The following is a 447-nucleotide window of genomic DNA, read 5'->3' as shown; positions in this document are numbered from 1 at the left end:
GGGCGGCTGCAGTGGGGAATATTGCACAATGGGCGCAAGCCTGATGCAGCGACGCCGCGTGCGGGATGGAGGCCTTCGGGTTGTAAACCGCTTTTGTTCAAGGGCAAGGCACGGCTTCGGGCCGTGTTGAGTGGATTGTTCGAATAAGCACCGGCTAACTACGTGCCAGCAGCCGCGGTAATACGTAGGGTGCGAGCGTTATCCGGATTTATTGGGCGTAAAGGGCTCGTAGGCGGTTCGTCGCGTCCGGTGTGAAAGTCCATCGCCTAACGGTGGATCTGCGCCGGGTACGGGCGGGCTGGAGTGCGGTAGGGGAGACTGGAATTCCCGGTGTAACGGTGGAATGTGTAGATATCGGGAAGAACACCAATGGCGAAGGCAGGTCTCTGGGCCGTTACTGACGCTGAGGAGCGAAAGCGTGGGGAGCGAACAGGATTAGATACCCTT

The 447-nt window shown here is 59.1% G+C and carries 1 rRNA gene; it reads left to right on the top strand.

The window, feature by feature from the left end:
- Nucleotides 1-447, top strand: a 16S ribosomal RNA gene (locus EJJ37_RS19910); the annotation flags it as partial.

The organism is Clostridium cuniculi (assembly GCF_004353185.1).
GTDB lineage: Bacteria > Bacillota > Clostridia > Clostridiales > Clostridiaceae > Clostridium > Clostridium cuniculi.
This window is presented reverse-complemented; position numbering and strand designations above follow the sequence as displayed.